Below are 18,632 nucleotides of genomic sequence, written 5' to 3'. Positions count from 1 at the left end.
AGGGTGGCCCGGAGGGCCGGTGAGGGGGTTGCGCTTGTGCTGGACGTGCCTCCACGCGCAACCCCCTCACCCTGACCCTCTCCCCAGAGGGGAGAGGGAAAGCGGCAATCGGTCCGGTCATCCTCATTGCTCCTGCATCGCGTGCTGGAGGCCGTTGAGGACCGGCGAGAACACATAGTCGAGGATGGTGCGCCGCCCGGTCAGGATGCTGCAGGTCACGCGCACGCCGGGGAACAGCGCGTAGGTCTTGCCGCCGTAGTCGAAACGGGTCACCGGCAGCTCGACGCGGACCTTGTAGTAGGACTGCTTGTTGGCGTCGAGCAGGGTGTCCGGGCTGATCGTCCGCACCCGCCCCTCGATGTGGCCGAAGCGCGAGGCGTCGCCGCCGGCCAGAGTCACCACCACCGGCTGGTCGGGGCGGACATAGCCGATGTCCTGCACCGGCAGGCGGGCGTCCACCACCAGCTTGCCGTCGCGCGGCACCAGCTCCACCACCGTCTCGCCGGCCTTGACCACCGCGCCCTTGGTCGAGACGGCCAGCGTCTTGACGATGCCGTCCATGGGCGCCCGCAGGCTGCTGCGATCCAGGCTGTCCTGGTAGCGGGTCAGGCGCTGCGACAGTTCGTCGTGGTTGCGGCGGGCCTCGTCGAGGGCGTTGCGGCTCTCTTCCTCGTACTTGCGGCCGATCCACACCAGCTTGCTGCGCGCCTCGGCCAGCGCCGCCTCGGCCTGGGCCAGCGTGGCGCGGTCCTCGGCGATGGCGCTGCTGACGCGGGCGTCGTCGCGCAGCAGCTCCAGGTGCTTCATGCGGTTGGTGATCTCGCGCTTCAGCAGGGTCTCGCTGATGGAGAGCTGCTCGCGGATCAGCCCCTGCGCCACCTGGGAGCCGCCGATGCGCGCCCGCACGGCGGCCACCTGCTGCTCGCGCTGGGCGATGTCCTGGCGCTGGATGTCGAGGTCGGAGGCCAGCCGGTCGCGGCGGGCGCGGAACAGGTCGCGGGTTTGCGCCACCAGATCGGGCCGCTCGCGCAGCAGCCGCTCGGGGAAATCGATGGTCTCGCGGCGCCCGACCTCGGCCTCCAGCCGCGCGGTGTCGGCGGACAGCGAGCCGAGGCGCAGCTTCAACTCCTCCAGGTCGGCGCGGATCTTGGTCTGGTCCAGCTCGACCAGCGTCTGGCCGGCGGTGACCGAATCGCCCTCCTGCACCAGGATGTCGCGGACGATGCCGCCCTCGAAATGCTGGACCGACTGGTTGTAGGACAGCGGCACCACGTCGCCGGGCGCGCTGCTGGAGACGTTCAGCTCGGCGATCGCCGCCCAGCCGAGTGCGGCGAGGAAGGCGGCGATGCTGACGACGAACAGGCCGTCGCCGAAACGGCTTTCCGTGTCCGCGGGGTCTGGTCCCGGCAGGGGCGAGGGGATGGCGTTCGGCACGGCGAGGGCCGGAGCGGCGGCGGGCTTGCGGGTCAGCAGGGGAAGCGGCTTCATGGCGTCACCACCCCGGCCGCTTCACGGGCAGCCACGGTGCCGTTCGGTTGGTCGAGGTCGAGCACCAGCGAGGCGCCCTGGAGGATGCGCGGGTCGTGGGAGGCGATGATCACCGTGTGGCCGCTGCGCGCCAGCTCGATCAGCGTGCGGTAGACGGTGGCGGTGCCGTCCGAGTCCAGCCCGTCGGTCGGCTCGTCGAGCAGGATCAGCCGTCCGCCGACCGCCAGGGCGCGGGCCAGCGCCAGCCGGCGGCGGTGGCCGGTCGGCAGCTCGTGGCCGAAGTTGCGCAGCGGCGTGTCGAGCCCCTGGGCGCAGTCGGCCACCGTGCGGTCGGCCCCGGCGCGGTGCAGGACGGCGTGAAGCTCCGTCTCCGACAGGCGCGGGTTGGCGAGCAGCAGGTTCTCGCGGATCGTGCGGTTGAGGAACACCGGCTCCTGCGGCAGCAGCCCGATCTGCTGGCGCCACCAGGAAGGGGCGAATTTGCGGATGTCCACGCCGTCGGCCAGCACGGCACCCTCCTGCGGGTCGGCCAGCCCGGCGATCAGGCGGATCAGCGTCGATTTGCCGGAGCCGTTGCGGCCCTTCAGCACCAGGATGTTGCCGGCAGGCACCGACAGGTTCAGCCGGCGCAGCAGCGGCGTGACGCCGCCCGGCGGGGTGAAGGTCAGGTCGCGCAGTTCCAGCGTGCCGGCGTAGCGGGGCAGGCTGGTGCCGCCGGTCGGCTCGACCGCGGTGCGGGCGAACTGCTCCAGCCGCGCCTGCGCCTGCCGGGCCATCGCCAGGGACTCGCCGATCTGGGCCAGCCGGGTGAAGGGGGCCAGCGCCCGGCCGACCAGCAGGTTGATGCCGATCAGCGACCCGACGTCCAGCTCGCCGCGCACCACCAGAACGGCGCCGGTGGCGATGACCGCCACGCCCTGGAGCGCCTGGAGGCTCTGCGCCGCCGACTGGGCGCGGCCCTGGCGCATCGACATGCGCTCGCGGACCACGCGCAGCGCCTTGGCCGCGCGCTGCCAGTCGCCGAGCAGCGGCTTGGCGCCGCCGAACAGGGCGACCGCGTCGCGCCCGACGATGGCGGTGGTGACCAGCCCCTGGGCGTCGGCGCCGGCTTGGGCGAGGTCGCGCCCGACCGCGCGCATGTCCGCCTGGGCCAGCAGCCCGGCGGCGATGGCCAGCAGCGTGAAGAGGAGGCAGATCGCCGCCAGCGGCCAGGAGATCAGCGCCACCACGAGGATGAAGCCGAGCGCGAAGGGCAGGTCGAACAGCGTCGCGAGGTTGGCGGAGCCGAGCGCGGAGTCGATCTGCTCCGGCGCCCGCAGCGCCTCGCGCCGGGCCGCGTCGCCCTCCGCCGATCCGGCGCCGCTGCGCGCGGTCATCAGGATGCCGAAGGCCCCGGTGGTCAGACGCTCGTGCTCGGCCCGCCCGATGCGCCCGGCGATGCCCAGCCGGACGTGGCGGAACAGATGCTCGAAGGCGATGGACAGCACGACGCCGACGGTCAGCGCCGCCAGCGTGGAGTCGACGCCGTGCGTCACGTACCGGTTCAGCACCAGCATCGTGTAGAAGGAGGAGGCCAGCCCGAGCAGGTTCGCCGCCAGAGACGCCGCGAAGACGCGGGCGGTCAGCCGCAGGTTGGCGCGCAGCCGCAGCACCAGCAGGCCGATGGCGCCGCCGCTCATCGCTGGTCTCCCGTGCCGCGGCGGCCCTGATCACGCTGGCCGGGATCACGTTGGCCCTGATCGCGGAAAGCGCCGCGGCCCGGTGCGGTCAGCTTCGGCATCGGCTTGGTTTGGATGTCGGTGGCGTTCAGCCGTCCCATGGCGGCGAGCAGGCGGTAACCGGCCAGCACCAGCTCCGTCTCCGCCGCCGCGGCGTCGCTGCGCGCGTTGATCAGCGTCGTCTCGCCCGAGAGGATGTCGATCAGCGACCGGGTGCCCAGCTCGCGCTCCGACCGCGCCACGTCGAGGAAGCCGGCGGCGAGGCTCGCCTGATCGTTCAGCAGCTGCACCTGGGCGCGGGCGCTCTCCAGCCGGTTCCAGCTGTTGCGGACGGTCTCCAGCACCGTGCGCTCCTGGTCGGCCCAGGTGGCGTCGGCGGCCCGCAGGTCGGCCTCGGCCAGACGGATGCTGTTGAGCGCGGTCAGGCCGGTGTTCAGCGAGAAGGTGACCTGGAGCTTGAACAGCAGCTCGTTCTGCCGCCCGGACTGGCCGGCGACGTCGCGCTTGATGTTGTGTTCCACGAAGCCGTCGATCCGCGGGTAGAGGGTGCGGCCGCGCACCGCGGTCACCGCCTCCTGCGCCGCCGCGGTGGTCAGGGCCAGTTCCTGAAGGCGCGGGTTGTGGCGGCGCGCCTCCTCCACCGCCGCGTCCATCGACACGGGCAGGCCGGCGCGCGTCATCGCCAGGACCTGGGCGTTGCTGACCTGGAAGGGGACATGGCCGAAGAAGGCCTGGAAGCGGCTCTGCGCGGTCTGCGTCGCCTCCTCCGCCGCCACGCGGCGGGCCTGGGCGCCGGCCAGCTGGCTCTTGGCCTGGAGGACATCGGTGGAGAAGCCGAAGCCCTCCTGAAGCCGCACCTCCTCAAGCCCGGTCTGGCGCCGGATGTTGTCTTCGGACTGGCGGGCGAAGGCGAGCAGCTGGTGGGCGCGGACGAGGCTGGCGTAGGCGGTGAGGCCCTCCACCAGCAACTCCTGCCGGGTGCGCTCCACCGCGATGTCGGCGCGGACCAGCGTCACCTGGGCGCGCCGGATGTCGGCGTTGGTCGCGTCGAAGTCCCAGATCAGCTGCGTCGCCCGCGCTGAAAACTGCGAGGCGTTCATGTCGGTGTTGGGCAGGCCCGCCGGCTTGGTCGTGCTCTCGCGCCCGCCGTTGGCCGACAGGCTCAGCGTCGGGAACCAGCCGCCATGGCTGACCCGCAGGGCGTTGCGCGCCCCGTCGGCGGCGGCCTCCGCCCCGCGCAGGCGGTCGTGGCTCTCCGTCGCCTTGCCGATCAGCGCCACCACCTCGTCGCGCGGAGACGCAACCAGAGATTGTGGCGCTCCGGTCAGGAGCGGAAGCGCAACCGTGGCGATAAGACAAAACTTGTGCATGAGGGTCCTGGAGATCGCCGCATGTCTAAGCCGTTTGGCTTACAGCGATGATGATCTTAGTCGAGAACTCTCATACTCATTTAGGACAAAACAGTATCCAAATACCTAAAAATGCGACGAATTCTGTCAGTCGATCATGAAGTTTCTGCAACCGGCACAATCGTCGGGGCATGGGTTGTGACGTGATGTGTGTCTGCGCTGTGAACGGCCATCGCCCAGTCCCCCGCGTGTGCATCCACTCCGTTCTGCACAACCGGAACATTGTCCGGCAGACCCAGGCCGGAGGAGAGCAGCGCCGCGTAGTCGAAGCGTCCGTGGTCGGCCTGAGCCGCTGGCGCTGGCGATGCGGCCAGCGGCTGGCTGTGCAGCTGCGCCGCGACGGTGGCCTGCACGTCGAAGGCGACGCCGGCCACCACGCGGCTGCTGCCGTCGGCCATGGTCATGCTGGTGGTGCCGAGGATGTGGTTGCCGGCCAGCGTCGTGTCGGCCAGCGTCGGTCCGGTCAGGGTGGCCGCGGTGGCGATGGAGAGGATGCCGGCGTCGGCCAGCGTGCGCAGCTCGCCCGGCTGGCTCACCCCGTCGCCGTCGTCCTGCCAGACCTGGAGCGTGGCGAAGCTCTCGTCCGCGGCGTCGATGCGCCCGTCGTGGTTGCTGTCGAGCGAGGCGAGCGCCTCCAGGCTGCTGTTGAAGCCTTTTCCGAAGTGCTCCGACACCAGTTCGCGCCCGTCGTCGATTTGCCCGTTGTGGTTGTCGTCGCGCACCAGCAGGGCGTTGCCCTTGCCGACCCAGCCGGTGCGGTCGGCCACGCCGTCGCCGCTGACGTCGAACAGGACGCCGTCGGTCAGCGCCCGCAGGGCCAGCCCGTCGCCGGCCATGTCCAGCACGATGGGGTCGCTGGCGACGGTGGTCAGCTTGACGTTGTCGACGCGCAACACCGGGTTGACGCTGTTGTCGCTGGTGTCGGAGGTGCCGAAGCCCAGCGTCAGGGTGGTGTTGGCGGGGATCACCACGCTAAACTTGCCGTTGGCGCTCGCCTCCTTGGCGAGCAGGGTGACCACGCCGTTGACGCTGACGAAGGCGAAGTCGTGATAGCCGGGGTCGGAGAAGATGAAGGTCCAGTCGAAGGTCAGCGTCGTGTCCTTCGTCACCGTGACGGTGCTGGCCAGCTTCATCGCGTGGCCGAAGGACGGGATGGTGCCGGTCGCCGCCGCGATGGAGCCGTGGGCGAGGCCGAGGAAGTCCTCGAGCTGCGTCGGCGACTGCCCGCCCGCCGAGGTCAGGGTGCCCTCATGGCCGTCGCCGGTCGCGCCCACCGTGGCGCCGCCGGTGTAGCTCCAGCCGGTCAGCCCTTTGTCGAAGGTGCCGTTGGGGATCAACACGCCGGGATGCAGGGTGACGGTGTCCGTCGCGGCGGAGAAGGCGCTGCCGTCGCCGAGGGTGATGGCGGTCTTGGAGCCGGCGCTGCCCGTGGTCTGGTCCCAGGCGCGTATGGTCAGGGCGCCGTTGACGGTGGCCGGCACCGCGGCGTTGGGCTGGAAGTAGAGCCGGTCGGTCGCGCGCAGCAGAAGGGCGGAATCGCTGTCGTTGACCGCGCCGACGAGGTTCCAGGTCGCACCGTTGTCGGTGGAGAACCACCAGCGGCCATAGCTCTCGTTGGTGCCGGTCAGGGCGATGCCGACGACGGCCCCGGCGTCGGTGTCGGTGACGTTGGCGGGGCCGCTGCCGTTCAGCCCGACCAGCTTGGACACCGCGAAGCCGGCCGTGCCCGCGGTGGGGGCGGCCAGGGCCTCCGCCGCCACGGTGACGTCGAGGTTGGTGTCGATCAGGACGGGGGAGGCGTTCGGCGGCGCCACGGTGACGCCGATGGTCGCGGTCGCGGTCAGCGGCCCGCCGGCCCCGCCGTTGCCGAGATCGTTCACGACGATCCGGATGGCGTCGGCCCCGGTGTAGGAACTGGCCGTGTAGAGGACCCCGTTGGCGGCGCCGAGCAGCCCGTTGATGGTGGCGAGCGTCGCGCGGATGGTGACGCTGTCCGTTCCGTTGCCGGTGATGACGGCGTCCCAGCCGGCGCTGGCCAGGGTCAGCGTGCCGTGGCCGGCGGTCAGCGTGACCAGCATCGGCAGCGCGCCGGCGTCGACGTCGGACACCGACAGGCCGGTGACCGCCACCGCCACGCCCTTCATCGTCGCCAGCGCCGTCGTGCCGGCGGTGATCTGCGGCGCGTCGTTGACGGGGGTGACGGTTCCGGTCAGGGCGATGGTGTCGGCGCTGTAGACGGTGCTGCCGCCGACGCCGGTCGTCAGGTCGACGCGGCCGCCGGTGACGACAGGGGCGCCGCCGTCCTCGATCAGCCGGACGGTCAGGGCCGGTGTGGTGCCGTTCCAGTCGGCTGCGGGAAGGAAGCGCAGCAGCGCGCTGGCGGCGACGACCAGGGCCGAGCCTTCCGCGACCGCGCCGACGGTGATCCAGGCGAAGCCCGACCAGTACTGCCAGACGCCCTGGCCGGCGGTTGCCGCGTTGCCGACGATGGCGACGCCGGCGAAGCCGTTGGCGGAGGAGCCACCCGGCACCGCGTCCGCCGGGTCGGAGAACAGATGACCGAACAGGGCGGTGACGCTGGTGCCCGCCGGATTGACGGTGTCCTCGGCGATGGTCGGCAGGGTTGCCGTCGTGCCGGTCGCCACCGGGGCGTCGTTGACCGGAAGGACGGCGCCGGTCAGCGCGATGGTTCCGGCGCTGTAGGCGGTGCTGCCGCCGACGTTGGTCGCGTCGACCCGCGCGCCGCTGGCGATCGGGCCGTGCGACGTGTCGACCAGCCGGACGGTCAGGGGCGGGGTGGTGCCGTTCCAGTTGGCGGCGGGAACGAAGCGCAGCGCCGTGTTCGCCGCCAGCAGCAGGCCGTTGCCGCCGCTGGCCGCGCCGATGTCGGCCCAGGCGGCGCCGGTCCAGTACTGCCACGCCCCTTGCGCCGCGATGGCGGCGTTGCCGACCACCACGATGCCGGCCAGCGTGTCGGCCGCCGAGCCGCCGCTCACCGCGTCGGCGGCGTCGGAGAACAGATGGCCGAACAGGCTGGAGACGGTGGCGCCCGCCGGGTTGGCGGTGTCCTCGGCGATGGTCGGCAGGACGGCCACGGTGCCGGTGGCGACCGGCGCGTCGTTGACCGGGGTGACGGTGCCGGTCAGCGCGACGGTACCGGCGCTGTAGGCGGTGCTGCCGCCAACGCTCGTCAGGACAACCCGCCCGCCGCTGGTCACGGCCCCTTGCGAGTCGTCGATCAGCCGGACGGTCAAAACCGGGGTGGTGCCGTTCCAGTTGGCGGCGGGAACGAAGCGCAACGCCGTGTTGGCGGATAGCAGCAGGGCGTTGCCGTCCGAGGCGGCCCCCACGGCGCTCCAGCCCGTGCCGGTCCAATACTGCCAGACACCTTGCGCGGTCGCCGCGTTGCCGACGACGGCGATGCCGGCGAAGCCGTTGGCGGCGGACCCGCCCGCCACCGTGTCCGTCGCGTCGGAGAACAGGTGGGCGAACAGGCTGGAGACGGTGGCGCCCGCCGGGTTGGCGGTGTCCTCGGCAATCGTCGGCAGGGTGGCGGTCGTTCCGGTGGCGATCGGGGCGTCGTTGACCGGGGTGACGGTGCCGGTCAGTGCGACGGTGCCGGCGCTGTAGACGCTGCTGCCGCCGACTCCGCCGGTCAGGTCGACGCGGCCGCCGGTGACCAGCGGCGCGCCGCCGTCCTCGACCAGCCGGACGGTCAGGGTTGGGGTGGTGCCGTTCCAGTTGGCGGCGGGAACGAAGCGCAGCGCCGTGTTGGCGGACAGCAGCAGCCCGTCGGCGTCGCTCGCCGCGCCGATGCCGGCCCAGGCGGTGCCCGTCCAATACTGCCACGTCCCCTGCGCCGCGGTCGCGGCGTTGCCGACCACCACCACGCCGGCGAAGCCGTTGGCCGTCGAGCCTCCGCTGACCGCGTCGGCGGCGTCGGAGAACAGGGCGCCGAACAGGGCGGTGACGGTGGTGCCCGCCGGGTTGGCGGTGTCCTCGGCAATCGTCGGCAGGGTCGCTGTCGTGCCGGTCGCCACCGGGGCGTCGTTGACGGCGCTGACCGCGGTGGTCAGGGCAACGGTGCCGAGGCTGTAGCGGCTGTCGCCACCCGCCCCCGTCGCGTCCGCCCGCTCGCCGCTGACGACCGGCCCTTGCGAGTCGTCGATCAGCCGCACCATCAGGCTTGGCGGCACGCCGTTCCAGTTGGCGGCGGGCAGGAAACGCAGCGTGGCGTCGGCGGCCAGCAGCAGGGCGTTGCCGTCCGACACCGTTCCCACAGCGGCCCAGGCGGAGCCCGTCCAATACTGCCAGACACCTTGCGCGGTCGCCGCGTTGCCGACGATGGCGACGCCGGCGAAGCTGTTAGCGGCGGACCCGCCCGCCACCGTGTCCGTCGCGTCGGAGAACAGGTGACCGAACAGGCTGGAGACGGTGGCGCCCGCCGGGTTGGCGGTGTCCTCGGCAATCGTCGGCAGGGTGGCGGTCGTTCCGGTGGCGATCGGGGCGTCGTTGACCGGGGTGACGGTGCCGGTCAGCGCGACGGTGCCGGCGCTGTAAACGCTGCTGCCGCCGACGCCGGTCGTTAGGTCGACGCGGTTGCCGGTGACCAGCGGCGCGCCGCCGTCCTCGACCAGCCGGACGGTCAGGGCGGGGGTGGTGCCGTTCCAGTTGACGGCGGGAACGAAGCGCAGCGCCGTGTCGGCGGCCAGCAGCAGGCCGTCGGCGTCGCTCGCCGCGCCGATGCCGGCCCAGGCGGTGCCCGTCCAGTACTGCCACGTCCCCTGCGCCGCGGTCGCGGCGTTGCCGACCACCACCACGCCGGCGAAGCCGTTGGCCGTCGAGCCTCCGCTGACCGCGTCGGCGGCGTCGGAGAACAGGGCGCCGAACAGGGCGGTGACGGTGGTGCCCGCCGGGTTGGCGGTGTCCTCGGCAATCGTCGGCAGGGTCGCTGTCGTGCCGGTCGCCACCGGGGCGTCGTTGACGGCGCTCACCGCCGTGGTCAGGGCGACCGTGCCGAGGCTGTAGCGGCTGTCACCGTCCGCCGCCGTCGCGTCCGCCCGTTCGCCGTTGGTGACCGGCCCCTGCGAATCGTCGATCAGCCGCACCGTCAGGCTTGGCGGCACGCCGTTCCAGTTGGCGGCGGGCAGGAAACGCAGCGTGGCGTCGGCGGCCAGCAGCAGGGCGTTGCCGTCCGACACCGTTCCCACAGCGGCCCAGGCGGAGCCCGTCCAGTACTGCCATTGTCCCTGGGTGGCGTCGGCCGGATTGGCGATCACCGCCACACCGGCGAAGCCGTTGCCGACGGCGCCGAACACCGCGTCGGTCGGGTCGGAGAACAGCCCGCCGAACAGCGCCGCCACGCTGGCGCCCGCCGGGTTGGCGCTGTCTTCGGTGACGGCGGCGAGGACCGCCGTCGTGCCCGTCGCCACCGGGGAGCCGTTGACCGGAGTCACCTCCAGCGTCAGCGGGACGACGTCCGCCGACAGCGGGGTGGTGCCGCCGACGCCGGTCAGCGTGAACAGCCGGTGCTCGGCGCCGCTGAACCCCTCGGTCCACGCGCTGTTCACCGCCCGCAGCCCGAGCGACGGGGTGGTGCCGTTCCAGTTGTCGGCCGGCAGGAAGCGCAGCAGGGCGCTGCCCGGAAGCACGAGCGCCGCGCCGTCGCCGACCGTGCCCACCGTCCGCCACGCCCCGCCGTCCAGGCTGTACTGCCAGACGCCGGAGGTGGAATCGGGGTTCGCCACCACGGCGACGCCGATCACGCTGCTCCCGGCCTCGCCGGGCCGGAACATCGCCTCGATCAGATGGAAGACGGCGAAGCCGGCCGGGGCCGCGGTGCCCTCGGCGATCGCCAGCGCCTTTGTGAAGGCGGCCGCGTCGAAGCCGGACGAGAGGGTGGGCGCCGCCACCGGCGGCACCGTCACCGGCAGGGCGTTGGCCGCGGCTTCGAGCGCTCGGGCCACCTGCTGCTGGATTTGCGCGGCGACGGCGAAGGGGTCGCTGGTCAGCGTCCGGGTGACCGGCGTGGTGGCGGGCGTCGCGCCGGAGGAGGGGGCGGGGGCCGTGACGCCGGGCGTGACGGTGTCGGCGCTCTTGGCGGTGCCGGCCACGTCGAAGCTGATCGCCTTCAGCGCCGGCTCGCTTCCCATGCCGGACTTGGCCGGTGCAGGCGACGATTCGCCCTTCGCCGCTGCCGCGTCGGGGGAGGCATCGGCAGCGGGCTTATCGGCAGCCTTGTCGCCGTCTTCGCCCTTCGCCTCCTCCTTGGCGTCGTCCTTCTCGCCGCCCTCCTTGCCCTCGGCCGGAGCTTCGGCAACCTGCTCGCCCGCCTTTTCTGCATTGGCCTTTTCACCGCCGCTCTTGTCGCCGTCTGCCTTGGCGCCCTCCTTGGCCGCCTCGCCCGCGGGCGGCGGGTTGGCGAGATCGGCCAGCGCCTTGTTCTCGGCGGACACCGGAACCTCGCTGCCCTGGGCGTTCTGCTGCACCGTCTCCGCCGTCTGGCGGGCGGCGGCGAGCGCCTGTCCGGGCGCGCGTCCGTCCGCCAGCGCCTGCCCGAGCGCCGCGTTGAAGGCGGCACCGGACCCGCCCAGCGCCTGCACCGCCTGCTGCACGTTCTGCCCGCTGGCCAGCGCCGCGATCAGCCCGTCGCTCTTCACGCCCTTGGCGGTTTCCGCCGACAGGGACAGCGCGGTCGAGACGGTCTGCTGCGCCGAGCCCAGCGCGCCGGCCATCTCCTGTCCGCCGGACAGCGCCCGCCCCAGGGCGTCGCCGAAGCCGCCGGCCGCCGCGCCGTCGAGCCCGGCGGCGGCGGCGAAGGTCTTGACCGTGGCCGCCACATTCTGGCCGGACGAGAGCGAGGCGACCAGCGCGTCCGCCGGCTTCGCCGGCACGGCGGCGGCCTCCTGCCGGGCCGCCATGTCCGTCTGCGCCCGTGCTGAGGCGCCAAGCGCCGCGTCGGGTGCGGCGCCCTGCGCCAGCGCGTCGTTCAGGACGCTGGTGAAGGCGGGGGTGCCGGCCAGGGCGCCGCCCGCCCCGTCCGTCTTTCCGGCGGCCAGCGCGCCGAGCAGGCGCGCGCCGTCGGTCTGCTCAACGGCGACGGATGTGGTTTGAACCGCGCCGGCCGCGCTCAGCGCCTGCGCCTCGGCAACGGCGCCGGCCGCGTCGGCGCCGCTGGACAGGGCGTGTTCCAGCGCTTGGGCGAAGTGACCGCCCGGGGCGGGGCCGAGCGCCGTCACGGCGTCCTGCACCCCTACGCCGGAGGCGAGCGCCGCGGCGAGCTTGTCGGAGGGCGAGATGGGAACGGCCTCCGGCGCCGTCGGGGCGGCGGGAGGAGCGGTCAAGGCCTGCGACAGGGCGGCGATGGGGTCGGCGGCGCCCGCCGGGCGGGCCGCCGGGTCCATCACCCCGCTGAACAGCGCGGCCGACAAATCGGACGCCGCCTTCGAATTGGCGGCGTTGTCCGGCCCGAGTCCCTGCCCCTGGGCCAGCGCGACGGCCAAGCGCTGCTCTCCGGTCAGAGCCGCAGTTTCCTGCGCGGCTTGCGCCATGCGCGCCGCCGTGCCGGCGGCGACCCGGCTCGCCTGCGCAATGGCGTCGTCGGGCGTGGCGCTGGCGCCGACCCCCGCCGCGACGTCGCGCATCCAGCCGTCCGCCACGCTGCCCGCGGCGCCTTCCGGCAAGCCCTGTCCGGTCAGTGCCGCCGCCAGCTTCTCCTGAACCGCCTTCAGCGCGCCGGGATCGCCGCCCAGCAGCACCGCCGCCGCTTCGGACGCCAGGGCATCGGGGATGGTCAGGAGCGGAGTGGTGGCGTTCAGGGTATCCGGCATGGTGGCCCTCTCGCCGTCTCGGCGGTCGCATCTCGGGAGTGTCCATAACAAAGTGATTTGCTGAAAAATGTCTAAATACAGACGACATTTTTTCAGGGGGAAGAGCTGTTTTGTTTCGCGGAGAGGATGTGCAACCTCATCCGTCCTTAGTAATTCCGTGGTTATTCATATGAGAGCCGACGCATGCAGGCGATGCCTGTGCTGTTGTCTTCGAAATTTATCCTAAGTTGTATCGTAACAGCGTCTGGTCGCCGACGATGGTGACGAGCGGTGCCATCGCCGCCTGTTGCGGGAGGGCGCCTCCGCAGGGTGGCCGCGGTTGTTCCGGGCGCACAGGCTCCACACTGTCCTCCGGTTGTCCAAAGCGATGCCGGGCCGGGATTTCCATAGTCCGATCAGGGACATGCCGAGCGGCCGCGATTGTCGCAACGGCGACGTTGCCCCCTTGCGGAGCCGGCGGCTTGATGATTAGAATGAGAATTATTCGCACTCAGACGATCAGCGCAGACCCTCTGGCTTTTTGAAACCGACACGGGGCCGGTCGCAAACGCTGCGTCACATCTGCACCTTTAAATTGAGGAACGGCTCTATGCTACATTCTTGCGGCACGGACGCTCCGCGTCCAACCGCCCGCCGCCGCGGTGCCGCCGGCCCCGTGCAGGACGTCTTTGCGCCGGGACTGCGCCCGGTCGCCATGGCGGTTTGTTTTGCCAGCGCCGTCCTCGCGGGCGGCCTTCCCTTCGCGCCGGCCGCGCAGGCGCAGACGGCGGCGGCCCGCACGATCGACGCCAACGTGCCGGCGGGGCCGCTGGACGCCGCGTTGCGCGGCTTCGCCGCCCAGGCCGGGGTGAGCATCGCCGTGGACCCGGCTCAGGTCCGGGGAAAGACCTCCCAGGGGCTGCGTGGAGCGACGACGGTCGAGGACGGCTTCCGCCGCCTGCTGGACGGCAGCGGTTATCAGCTCGCGGGCACGCCGTCGGGGTACGGCCTCGTCGCGCAAGGCTCCACGCCGGTCGCGAATGCCCCGGCCGGGGCGACGGTGCTGCCCTCCGTCCAGGTGTCGGCCAACGCCGGCGCGCTGCCGGGCGAGCCGCCGCCGCCCTACGCCGGCGGTCAGGTGGCGCGCGGCGGCACGCTGGGCCTGCTGGGCACCAGGAACACGCTGGACACCCCGTTCAGCACGACGAACTACACCGCCGAGCTGATCGAGAACCAGCAGGCGCGCACGGCAGCCGACACGCTGGTCAACGATTCGTCGGTGCGCACGACCACCGGCGGCAACGGCTTCGACGACACCTTCCAGATCCGCGGCTTCGCCGTTCCGTCCGGCGACGTCGGCTTCAACGGCATGTACGGGCTGGTGTCCTCCAACCGCGTGCCGTCGCAGATCATCGAGCGGATCGAGCTGCTGAAGGGGCCGGGCGCGCTGATGAACGGCATCGCCCCGAACGGCAGCATCGGCGGCGGCATCAACATCCTCAGCAAGCGCGCCGGCGACCAGCCGCTGACCCGCGTGACCGGGCTCTACCAGAGCGACGCCAACTTCGGCGTCCATGTCGACACCGGGCGCCGCTTCGGTGAGAACAACGCCTGGGGCGTGCGCTTCAACGGCCTGCTGCGCGGCGGCGAGGCCTCGATCGAGGACGGCGACGTCAAGACCGGCCTCGGCTCGCTGGCGGTGGATTACCGGGGCGAGCGGCTGCGCTGGTCGCTCGACGGCATCATCCAGCGCGACGACACCGACAATTTCCGCCCGCAGATCAGCATCCTGCCCACGACGACGGCGATCCCGTCGCCGCCCGACGCGCGCAGCAACTGGTACCCGAACACCACGCTGGTCCAGAAGGACAAGACCATCGCCTCGAACATCGAGTTCGACGTGACGGAGTGGCTGACCGCCTACGCCGGCATCGGCTACCGCGACGGTACCAACGATCAGGTGTTCCCGCAGTCCAACCCCGCCGTGAACGCGCTTGGCAACTTCACGGTCCGCAACTCCTACTACGACTCCTACAGCGAGACGGTCAGCGGCACGGCCGGCGCGCGCCTGCGCTTCGAGACGGGTCCGGTCCGCCACCAGCTCAACATCGGCTACACCGGCTTCCAGCGGGAGGAGGGCAACGCCTACATCCAGGCCGCCGGCTCGGCCCCGTCGAGCATCTACAACCCGGCACCGCTGCCAGTCATCACCGCGCCGCGCACCGATCCGCGCAAGTCGGCCGAGACGACGCTGAGCAGCATCGCCATCGCCGACACGCTGTCCTTCGTCAACGACCGCGTCCTGCTGACGCTCGGCGTGCGCGACCAGACGGTGAAGGTGAAGGGTTTCAGCACGACGACCGGCGCGCAGACCAGCAGCTACGACGCCAGCGCCACGACGCCGCTTGCCGGTCTGGTCGTCAAGCCGCTGGAGAATGTCGCGGTCTACGGCAACTACGCCGAGGGCCTGTCGCGCGGCACCATCGTCGGCGCCGGCTACGCCAACACCGGCGCGGTGCTCGAACCCTACAAGTCGAAGCAGCTCGAGGGCGGCGTCAAGGTCGATTGGGGCACCATCACCACGACCGCCGCGCTGTTCCAGATCACCCGCCCCAGCTCGATCCGCACCGCGTCCAACGAGCTGGCCTATGACGGCGAGCAGCGCAACCGCGGCCTGGAGCTGTCCGCCTACGGCGAGATACTCCCCGGCCTGCGCGCCATGGCCAGCGCGACCTTCCTGAAGCCGGAGCTGACGAAGACCGCCGTCGCCTCGGAAGAGGGCAACGACGCCGCCGGCGTGCCGGACAAGAGCTTCTCCGCCAGCCTGGATTGGGACACGCTGTGGGTCGAGGGTCTCGCCCTCAACGGGCGGGTGATCCACACCTCCGGCTCCTACCTGACCAACGCCAACACGCTGCGTTTCGACGGCTGGACCCGCTTCGATATCGGTGCCCGCTACACCACCGACGTGTCGGGCAAGCCGGTCGTGCTGCGCGCCAGCGTCGAGAACCTCTTCGACAAGGAGTACTGGCTGACCACCGGCACCTACGTGACCGTCGGCTCGCCGCGGACGGTGCTGCTGTCCGCCACCGTCGATTTCTAAATCCGCCAAGCCATTCCTTTGGATGACGTCATGAACAAACTGTCCCTCGCCCTCATCGCCGCGCTGGGCTTCGCCATGCCCGCCGCCATGCCCGCCCAAGCCCACCAGATCTGGATCGAGCAGCCCGAGCAGGGCAACGCCACGATCCGCTTCGGGGAGTTCGGCGAGAACCTGCGCGAGGTCTCGCCCGGCCTGCTCGACAAGTTCGGCAAGCCGGCCGCCACCCTCCTCTCCGCCAAGGGCGAGCAGAAGGCCGAAGCCGCCAAGACCGCCGACGGCTTCGCGCTGCCCTTCAAGGCCGCCAACGGCGAGAGCATCGTCGCCGAGGACACGCTCTACCCGCTCTACACCTGGAAGCAGGGCGACAAGGAGACCACCAACTGGTTCCACCCCGCCGCGCGCCTGATCACCGGCTTCGCCGAGCAGGCGCCGAAGCTGACGCTGGATCTGGTGCCCACCGGCAAGCCCGGCCAGTTCAAGCTGGTCTTCCAGGGTCAGCCCAAGGCCAAGACCAAGGTGATGCTGGTCACCCAGTCCGGCTGGGCCAAGGAGGAGCACAGCGACGAGCAGGGGCTGGTCACCTTCGACCTGCCGTGGAAGGGCACCTACGTGGCCGAGGTCAGCCTGAACGAGCGCACCCCCGGCGAGCGCCAGGGCGCCAACGGTGCCGAGAAATATGACGGCGTCAGCTATGTCACCACGGTGACCTACGTCCACCCCGACGGTCTCGCGCCTGTCCCCGCCGGCCCGGCGGCGACGCCCAACAAATGACCTCCGTGGCCGGACGGGTCCGCAGGTTTGGCCCGCTCGTCTCGCGCATAGCCGCCGCCCTGTTCGGCGGCTATGCGCTGGCGGCACTCGCCAGCGTGGCGGTGCTGGCGCTTCCCATGAGCACGCCGCAGGCGGTGCTCACCGGCGAGATGGCGAGTTTCCTCGTCTACGCCGCCGCCGTGCTCTGGGTCTTCGCGGTCCGCAGCGCGCTGCGCGCCTGGGCGGGCCTTCTTGTCGTGGCCGCGCCGCTGTTGCTGGCGGCGTGGTCGGTCTGGTGATGGGGAGCCGAGCGTGACGACGGACCAACAAGCGCGCCCCGACGGCCGTGGCCTTCGCCAGAGCATGTCCGACCTGCACACGTGGGTCGGGCTGCTTCTCGGCTGGGTGCTCTACGCGATGTTCCTCACCGGGACGGTGTCCTACTTCAAGGACGAGCTGTCGCAATGGATGCGCCCCGAGCTGCCGGCGCAGAGCGGGGTTCCGGATCAGGCCGTGGTGGCCCAGCGGGTGGCCGACGAACTGGTCGCCCTGGTGCCGGGCAGTCCGCAATGGAGCCTGCGCCTGCCGGACGCCCGCAACAACAGCGTCTACGCCTTCTGGCGCACCGCCGGGGCGGCTCCCGGCCAGCGCGGTTTTGGCGAGGGCAATTTCGACCCGGCGACCGGGCAGACGGTGTCGTCGCGCGCGACGCTGGGCGGCGACTTCTTCTATCGCTTCCATTTCCAGTTCCATTACATGCCGGTGGTGTGGGGACGCTGGATCGCCGGCGTCGCAGCGATGTTCATGCTGGTGGCCATCGTCAGCGGGGTCATCACCCACAAGAAGATCTTCGTCGATTTCTTCACCTTCCGCTGGGGCAAGGGGCAGCGCTCCTGGCTCGACGCGCACAACGCGCTGTCGGTGTTCGGGCTGCCGTTCCACGCCATGATCACCTACACCGGGCTGGTGACGCTGATGGCGCTCTACATGCCCTGGGGCCAGCAGGCGGGGATCAAGACCGCGGCGGACCGCCAGCAGCTCAACGCCGAACTCAGCGCCTTCATCCAGCCGGGCAAGCCCAGCGGCGAAAAGGCGCCGCTCGCCTCGATCGAGGACATGGTGCGCCACGCCCAGGAGCGCTGGGGCCGCGACGGCGTCGGGCGGGTCACCGCCACGCATCCCGGCGACGCGGCGGCGCGGGTGGCGGTGGCGCGCGGCGACGGCGGACGCGTGTCGATGAGTCCGCAGTATCTGGAATTCGAAGGGACCACCGGCAAGCTGCTGGCCGTCCATGAAGGGGTGGGGCCGGCGGCGGAGACGCGCGGCGTGCTCTACGCCCTGCATCTGGGGCGCTTCAGCGACTTGGTGACGCGCTGGCTCTATTTCCTGGTCAGCCTCGCCGGCACCGCCATGGTGGGCACCGGTCTGGTGATGTGGACGGTGAAGCGCCGGCAGAAGCTGCCCGATCCGGCCCGGCCCCATGTCGGCTTCCACGTCGTGGAGCGGCTGAACATCGCCAGCATCGCCGGCCTGTCGGTCGCCATGGCGGCCTTCCTGTGGGCGAACCGCCTGCTGCCGGAGACCCTGGCGGAGCGCGCCAACTGGGAAATCCACAGCTTCTTCATCGTCTGGGCGCTGACTCTGCTGCACGGCGTGCTGCGTCCGGCAAAGAAGGCCTGGGTCGAGCAGCTGTGGCTGGCCGCGGCGCTGCTGGCGTTGCTGCCCATGCTCAACGCCGCGACCACGCAGCGGCCTTTCTGGCGCAGCTTGGCCGACGGCGACTGGGTGTTCGTCGGCATGGACCTGATGTGCTGGGCGCTGGCGGCGCTCCACGCCGTCCTGGCGCTCCGCACCCTCCGCCACCAGCCCAAGACGCGGCCCGCCCGCAAAACCGTCAACAAGCCGGCCGGTGGCGCCGTTCTCCGCGAGGGATGACCATGATCCACCTGTCCTCCTTCATCCTGTGCCTGACGGGGTTCGCCGCGCTGGCCTTCGCGATGGATCGTCCGCAGCATGACCTGTTCGGACGGCCCCTGCCGGCGCCCGCGACGCTCGCCCTGCGCGTCGGCGGGGCGGTTTCCCTGCTGGGCGCGCTGGGTCTCCTCGTGTCGTGGCAGGGCTGGGGGCTTGGCCTCGTCATGTTCAGCGGTCACACCAGCCTGGGCGCCGGTGTCGTCCATGGCGCCCTCATCATCCGGCAACGGCGGGCTGCCCGCTCAAATTGAGGGTACGCCTTATTTTTGACCCATTTTGTCGCGACCGGCGAGTTTGCTCTTCCCGTTCGGGCGTGATGAGAGGATGATTCTCCATCGTTTTCATCAGGTTCATCGTGCTTTTCAACGATTGCGAATCGTTT

9 protein-coding genes are annotated in these 18,632 nt (G+C 71.3%); 5 read left to right on the top strand and 4 right to left on the bottom strand.

The window, feature by feature from the left end; all coding sequences use genetic code 11:
- Positions 1–123: 123 nt before the first annotated feature.
- The 4 genes from FBZ83_RS25480 to FBZ83_RS31560 all read right to left on the bottom strand — a co-directional run bounded on the left by FBZ83_RS25480 (position 124) and on the right by FBZ83_RS31560 (position 12,444).
- Entirely contained in the window at positions 124–1,488 is a 1,365-nt protein-coding gene (locus tag FBZ83_RS25480) for an HlyD family type I secretion periplasmic adaptor subunit (protein WP_145689493.1), read from the bottom strand.
- The gene (locus FBZ83_RS25475) at positions 1,485–3,167 is read right to left on the bottom strand and encodes an ATP-binding cassette domain-containing protein (RefSeq protein WP_145689491.1); all 1,683 of its coding nucleotides are present in this window, start codon (positions 3,165–3,167) and stop codon (positions 1,485–1,487) included. The genes FBZ83_RS25480 and FBZ83_RS25475 overlap by 4 nt, the downstream gene beginning before the upstream one ends.
- Positions 3,164–4,576, bottom strand: coding sequence for a TolC family protein (locus FBZ83_RS25470; protein ID WP_247888466.1), 1,413 nt, complete (start codon positions 4,574–4,576; stop codon positions 3,164–3,166). The genes FBZ83_RS25475 and FBZ83_RS25470 overlap by 4 nt, the downstream gene beginning before the upstream one ends.
- Before the next feature lie 134 nt (positions 4,577–4,710).
- Positions 4,711–12,444 carry a beta strand repeat-containing protein gene (locus FBZ83_RS31560; RefSeq protein WP_186466190.1) on the bottom strand — a complete coding sequence of 2,578 codons (7,734 nt, stop codon included), beginning with the start codon at positions 12,442–12,444 and terminating at the stop codon, positions 4,711–4,713.
- Between the two features lie 655 nt (positions 12,445–13,099).
- Here FBZ83_RS31560 and FBZ83_RS25455 point away from each other — a divergent pair.
- From FBZ83_RS25455 to FBZ83_RS25435, 5 genes are read left to right on the top strand one after another with little or no spacing between them, the layout of a single operon-like run.
- The gene (locus tag FBZ83_RS25455; RefSeq protein WP_247888465.1) at positions 13,100–15,526 is read left to right on the top strand and encodes a TonB-dependent receptor; all 2,427 of its coding nucleotides are present in this window, start codon (positions 13,100–13,102) and stop codon (positions 15,524–15,526) included.
- Positions 15,527–15,556: 30 nt separating this feature from the next.
- Complete coding sequence (locus tag FBZ83_RS25450) at positions 15,557–16,297, top strand: DUF4198 domain-containing protein (protein ID WP_145689487.1); 741 nt, start codon at positions 15,557–15,559, stop codon at positions 16,295–16,297.
- Positions 16,294–16,575 carry a DUF3649 domain-containing protein gene (locus FBZ83_RS25445; protein ID WP_145689486.1) on the top strand — a complete coding sequence of 94 codons (282 nt, stop codon included), beginning with the start codon at positions 16,294–16,296 and terminating at the stop codon, positions 16,573–16,575. Before FBZ83_RS25450 ends, FBZ83_RS25445 begins: the two co-directional genes overlap by 4 nt.
- 13 nt (positions 16,576–16,588) lie before the next feature.
- Positions 16,589–18,211 carry a PepSY-associated TM helix domain-containing protein gene (locus tag FBZ83_RS25440; RefSeq protein ID WP_247888464.1) on the top strand — a complete coding sequence of 541 codons (1,623 nt, stop codon included), beginning with the start codon at positions 16,589–16,591 and terminating at the stop codon, positions 18,209–18,211.
- Positions 18,212–18,213: 2 nt separating this feature from the next.
- On the top strand, positions 18,214–18,501 hold the full coding sequence (locus FBZ83_RS25435) for a DUF3325 domain-containing protein (protein ID WP_145689484.1): 288 nt from the start codon (positions 18,214–18,216) through the stop codon (positions 18,499–18,501).
- The last annotated feature ends 131 nt before the right edge of the window (positions 18,502–18,632 follow it).

Source organism: Azospirillum brasilense (genome assembly GCF_007827815.1).
In the GTDB taxonomy this organism is placed as follows: Bacteria; Pseudomonadota; Alphaproteobacteria; order Azospirillales; family Azospirillaceae; genus Azospirillum; species Azospirillum brasilense_C.
The sequence above is the reverse complement of the archived record's forward strand: the minus strand, read 5'-3'. Positions and strand labels throughout refer to the sequence as shown.

Bases quoted from the DNA above. Each gene is read 5' to 3' on its own strand.
- FBZ83_RS25480 (WP_145689493.1), bottom strand. From the start codon at position 1,488: ATGAAGCCGCTTCCCCTGCTGACCCGCAAGCCCGCCGCCGCTCCGGCC.
- FBZ83_RS25475 (WP_145689491.1), bottom strand. From the start codon at position 3,167: ATGAGCGGCGGCGCCATCGGCCTGCTGGTGCTGCGGCTGCGCGCCAAC.
- FBZ83_RS25470 (WP_247888466.1), bottom strand. From the start codon at position 4,576: ATGCACAAGTTTTGTCTTATCGCCACGGTTGCGCTTCCGCTCCTGACC.
- FBZ83_RS31560 (WP_186466190.1), bottom strand. From the start codon at position 12,444: ATGCCGGATACCCTGAACGCCACCACTCCGCTCCTGACCATCCCCGAT.
- FBZ83_RS25450 (WP_145689487.1), top strand. From the start codon at position 15,557: ATGAACAAACTGTCCCTCGCCCTCATCGCCGCGCTGGGCTTCGCCATG.
- FBZ83_RS25445 (WP_145689486.1), top strand. From the start codon at position 16,294: ATGACCTCCGTGGCCGGACGGGTCCGCAGGTTTGGCCCGCTCGTCTCG.
- FBZ83_RS25435 (WP_145689484.1), top strand. From the start codon at position 18,214: ATGATCCACCTGTCCTCCTTCATCCTGTGCCTGACGGGGTTCGCCGCG.